A 4,936-nucleotide genomic window follows, 5' to 3' on the forward strand; every position below is an offset into this window, starting at 1 on the left:
CGCAGGGCCAGGATCAGGCGATACCGGAGCAGCCCCTCCTCCACCACGGCTTGCAGATGTTCGTTTTCCCAGGGCTTGAGCACGAAACGAAAGACCTCGCCCTGGTTGATGGCGTCCAAGGCCGTTTGCAGATCCGCGTGGGCGGTCAGCATGACCCGCACGGTCTCCGGGGACAGATCGCGCGCCCTCTCCAGCAATTCGGTGCCGCTCATGCCCGGCATGCGGTGGTCGGCCACCATGACGGCCACGGGCTGGGAGCAGAGGACCGACAAAGCCTCCGGCCCATCGGCGGCGAGCACCACGTTGATCTCGCTGTCGGAAAACAGTCGCTGCATGGCGTTACGCACATTCGGTTCGTCATCGACGAACAAAATGGTTTCATTCATTTTCATTCCCCCGATCCAGGGTCAGAATCAGCCCTTGCTGCTCACCGTAGACCATATGCACCCCTTTGACATGGAGAGTTTCGTCGCCGATGACGACCAGGCCCTCGTGCTGTTCGCGCCCGCGAAGCACATCGATAAAGTCGTTAAGAGCGGCGGGCAAGGCGTCATGGCGATCGCTGCCCATGGCCACGAAATCAACGGTGTCGCACAGGGTGCACCCCTGCTGGTTGCAATAAGCCACCTGATCGTCCCTGTCGATGCCGACCACCCCCAGTGGCAAGGCGTGCAGCATGTTCTGCGCCCCGGTCAGCACCCGGTTGCGGAACACCAGTTCGGCGGTGCGTTCATTGACCAGGTGTTCCAGATTGTCGTTCATAAGACGCAACTCCTCATTGGAGTCGCGCAATTCAGCCATCAATTGTCGATTTCGGGCGTGCAAAAAGTAGAGTTCCAGCGCGTTGGCGATGGTCACTCGCAGTTCGTCGTCGTTCCAGGGCTTGGGAATGAACTTGTAAATCTGGCCCTGATTGATGGCGTCCACCACCGCGGCGGTGTCCGCGTAGCCGGACAGAACGATTCTTACGGTATCGGGACGTCGGCGGCAGACTTCGTGAAGAAAATCGACTCCGGTCATCTCCGGCATGCGGTAATCCGAAATCACCACCTGGATACCGTCCTCGGCCTCCAGGATCTCCAGCCCCTCGGGACCGGAGAGAGCGGCGAACAGTTCGTAGTCCTCGTCCAGAAACACCCGCTGCAAGGCGCGCAGTACATTTTTTTCGTCGTCCACGCAAAGAATCTTTATCTTCTCAGCCATGCGCACCTTCCCCCTCGGTTGTCGCCGGCAACCGCAAGGTAAAGCAGGTACCCCGACCCGGCGTGCTGCCGACCTTGATGTCGCCGCCATGTTTCTGAATGATGTCATGCACAATCGCCAACCCCAGCCCCGTGCCCTGGCCGACCTCCTTGGTCGTGAAAAACGGTTCGAACAGACGGTCCAGGTGCTCAGGCGCGATACCCCCTCCGGTATCGCTGATGGCAACCGAAACCCAGCCGTGTTCATAGCGCGTGCTCAGGGTGATGCAGCCTTGCTGCTCGATGGCTTGCGCGGCGTTGACCAGCAGATTCATGAACACTTGCGCCATTTGCTGTTCGCAGCAGGGCACCAGTGGCAGGGGCTGATAGTCGCGCACCATTTTTGCCTTGAATTTGATTTCGTTCCACACCAGGTTCAGGGTGTTTTCCAGGCACTGCTCCAGATCGATGGCCTTCACTTCATTGTCGCTGACTCGCGAAAAGCTCTTGAGGCCCTGAACGATGCGATTGACGCGCTGGGCACCGTCGATGGATTCGCCGAGCAGATGTTCGATGTCCTCCAGAACGAAATCGATTTTGAGGGCCTTTTTCGCGGCCCTCAGACGCTCCTGGGCCGCCGGATTGTCGTAATGGCCGATCAGTTCATCCTGAACGCCGATGTACTCGGTGAGCTTGTCTAGATACTTGCGCAGGGAATGGAGATTGCTGGTGATGAATCCCACGGGATTGTTGATCTCGTGGGCCACCCCGGCGGCCAGTTGGCCGATGGCGGCCAATTTTTCCTGCTGAAGTATCCGCGCCTGGTAATCCTTCAAGTCGGCCTGTGTTTGTTCCAGCTTTTGACGCAGACACGCGGCCTCGCCTTCCTTTCCCGGCATGGGCGGAACCTTGTCCAACCCCATGGAATTGCCCATGATTTATCCCCCTCATGGATGATTAGCCGCACTCTGCTGGGTTCACCCCAATCAAAGGCAGTCGTACGGTAAAGGTGGCCCCCCGGCCCACCTCGCTTTCCACGCGAATTTCTCCGCCGTGGCTTTGAATGATTTCATAGGCGATGGACAAGCCCAGCCCGGTTCCCTGGCCGACTTCCTTGGTGGTAAAGAAAGGATCGAAGAGCTTGCCCAGGATCTCGGAGGGAATGCCGCAGCCGTTGTCGCGTACCGAGACACAGGCCCAGGCGTCCTCCTGTCGAGCGGCAACCTCGATGATGCCTCGCTTGTCGATGGCTTGAGCGGCGTTGACCAGCAAGTTCATGAAAACCTGCCCGAGTTGCTGGGGCTGACACACCAGGGGCGGAAGTTGCTCAAAATCGCGAACCAGTTCAGCCTTGTATTTGATTTCGTTCCAAACGATGTTGATGGCGCTCTCCAGGCACTGCAACAGATCGGCGGCCACGGGTTCGCCCAGATCGAGCCTGGAAAAGCTCTTGAGGTCCTGAACGATTCTTTTGACGCGCTCGGCCCCTTCCCTAGATTCGCCGAGCAGGGCCGGCACATCCTGGAGAATATGGTCGATTTTAAGGGCCTGGCGCTGCGTGCCCAGTTCGGCGCCGGCATCCAGGCCGCGTAACAATGTCTCCAGTTTCGCGATGTAGTCCGTCAATCGACCCAGATATTTTTCAAGGGTCACGAGATTGCTGGAGATATAGCCCAGGGGATTGTTGATTTCGTGCGCGACGCCGGCGGCCAACTGCCCGAGGCCCGCCATTTTTTCCTGTTGCCTCAGATAGCTCTGGGTTGTTTTGAGTTCCTTGTAGGCCTGTTCCAGTTGCAGGTTTTTCACGGCCATGGCGGCAAGCAGATCCTGAAGTTCGGACTCGGCGCGCTTGCGTTCGGTCACGTCCTGAACCGTACCGAATATTCGCAAGGGTTGGCCTTGATCGTCGCGAAACATCTCGGCTTGGGTATGCACCAGACGAATTTCTCCGTCCGGGCGCACCAGACGATGCTCGACCACAAAACGCCCGCCGTGGTTGAAAGCGGCCTCGGCTGTTTCGCGCAAGGCCGGCAGATCTTCCGGATGCACCCGGGCAAAAAAATCCTCGCGCGTCAACGGAGCCTGATCCGGCGAAAGACCTGTAATGCGATACATCTCCTCGGACCAGTGCAGCTTTCCCGTACCGACTTCGACCTGCCAATGCCCCATGGCGGCCATGCGTTGCGCCTCGGCGAGCAAGGCCTCACTCTGCTGTAGGGCTTGCGCCTCGCGGTCGATTTCGGCAATCAGATGGTTGAATGCCTTGGCCAGGGTACCGATCTCATCGCCGCCGCCGCCGTGGAAAACTCGCGCCTGACCTTGATTGTCAGCCATGCCTTGTACATGGCGAGTCAGGCGCCGCAGCGGCGCCGTCAACCGTTCGGTGCAAACACAGACGACCAGCATGGCAACCAGGGCGGTGCCGGTCATGGCCAACAACAGGGCCTGACGGGCACGTTCAACGGGAGCGTAGGCTTCCTTGAGGGGTGTGGTGGCGCCAAGAATCCAATCCGTCGCGCTGAGCTGCTTGAAACTGGCCAGCATGGGAACGCCCCGCGAGTTGACCGTTTCACCGCTACCCTCGAAGCCTTCCAGGGCCTGGTCGAAAAGAGGATTGACCCCTGGCGGCACATCCTGCCGCATGATGCGGCTTTTATCGGGATGCATGACCATGGTGCGATCGGAGGTGAAGAGAAACACATACCCCGATTCGCCGATGCGGGTATCCGCCAGTTTTCCGATAAAATTGCTCTTGCTCAGATCGAGGCTGCCAAGGAGCACGGCGCGAATTCTTCCGTTTTCATCGAACACCGGCGCGGTGAGCATGACGATGGGCGGTGCGTGGCCGCGCTTGCTGAAAAAAGGCTTGGAGATATAGGGCCGCGCCGTGTTCAGGGTTTCCCGCAAGTACTCTCGATCGGAGAAATCCTTCTCAAACATTTCTGGTTCGTGGGGATACAGGGCGAGCAGTTTCCCCTCGGGCGACATCAAGGCCAGGCCGTTTTCAAAAATCGTCTGGGCGAAGGTGTGATGCCGCAGAGAATCCTGCGAACGCGAAGGATCGCGGGGGATGTTTCGCGCAACGGCGACCAGACCGCCTTGCGCCAACATCAGTTTTTCATCGATTTCCACGGCCAGGGCCGTCGCCATGGCGTACTGATGTTCGCTGATCGTACCTTTGATCTCCTGCTTGAAATACCTTAGGGCCGCCCATCCCAAAACGCCGAGAACGACCAGCAGCAGCAGACACACGGACGCGGCGAGACGGGTTTGCAAACGCGGCTGCGTCATGGCGCGCCTCCGGGTTTCACGGACGCGCCGGCCGTTGTGGACGCGGCGACCGGCAGGGAGATGGTGAACGTCGAACCACAACCAGGGGCGCTCTCCACCTGAATTTCTCCGCCATGCTTCTTGATGATTTCATAGGCGATGGAGAGGCCGAGACCGGTGCCCTTGCCGACCTCCTTGGTGGTGAAAAACGGATCAAAGAGTTTCGCCAGATGTTCGGGCGCGATACCGCACCCCGAATCGCTGATCGCAACCTTCAGCCGACCCTCCTCATGACGGGCGCGAATCTTGATGGTTCCGCGCTTGTCAATGGCTTGAGCCGCATTGACGAGCAGGTTCATGAACACCTGCCCCAATTGCTGCGGATGACACAGTAGCGGCGGCAGATCCTCGTAATCGCGCACCAGTTCGGCCTTGTACTTGATTTCATTCCAGACGATGTTGATGGTGCTTTCCAGGCATTGCAC

General features: G+C 58.8%; 5 protein-coding genes. All 5 read right to left on the bottom strand.

Annotation, left to right across the window (positions count from 1 at the left end; translation table 11 throughout):
• On the bottom strand, positions 1-386 hold a 386-nt coding region (locus QAT43_RS14160), incomplete at its 3' end, for a response regulator (protein ID WP_305043737.1).
• Positions 379-1,203 carry a response regulator gene (locus tag QAT43_RS14165; protein WP_305043738.1) on the bottom strand — a complete coding sequence of 275 codons (825 nt, stop codon included), beginning with the start codon at positions 1,201-1,203 and terminating at the stop codon, positions 379-381. The genes QAT43_RS14160 and QAT43_RS14165, both read right to left, overlap by 8 nt.
• A complete protein-coding gene (locus tag QAT43_RS14170; RefSeq protein ID WP_305043739.1) occupies positions 1,196-2,116 on the bottom strand; it encodes a sensor histidine kinase in 921 nt (306 codons plus the stop codon). The genes QAT43_RS14165 and QAT43_RS14170 overlap by 8 nt, the downstream gene beginning before the upstream one ends.
• 22 nt (positions 2,117-2,138) lie before the next feature.
• Positions 2,139-4,472: an ATP-binding protein gene (locus QAT43_RS14175; RefSeq protein ID WP_305043740.1), complete on the bottom strand. Its 2,334-nt coding sequence runs from the start codon at positions 4,470-4,472 to the stop codon at positions 2,139-2,141.
• Positions 4,469-4,936 (bottom strand): sensor histidine kinase (locus QAT43_RS14180; RefSeq protein WP_305043741.1); only part of this gene is annotated, 468 nt, incomplete at its 5' end. The genes QAT43_RS14180 and QAT43_RS14175, both read right to left, overlap by 4 nt.

Origin of the sequence: Geoalkalibacter sp. (assembly GCF_030604225.1) — a bacterium.
Taxonomy (GTDB): domain Bacteria; phylum Desulfobacterota; class Desulfuromonadia; order Desulfuromonadales; family Geoalkalibacteraceae; genus Geoalkalibacter.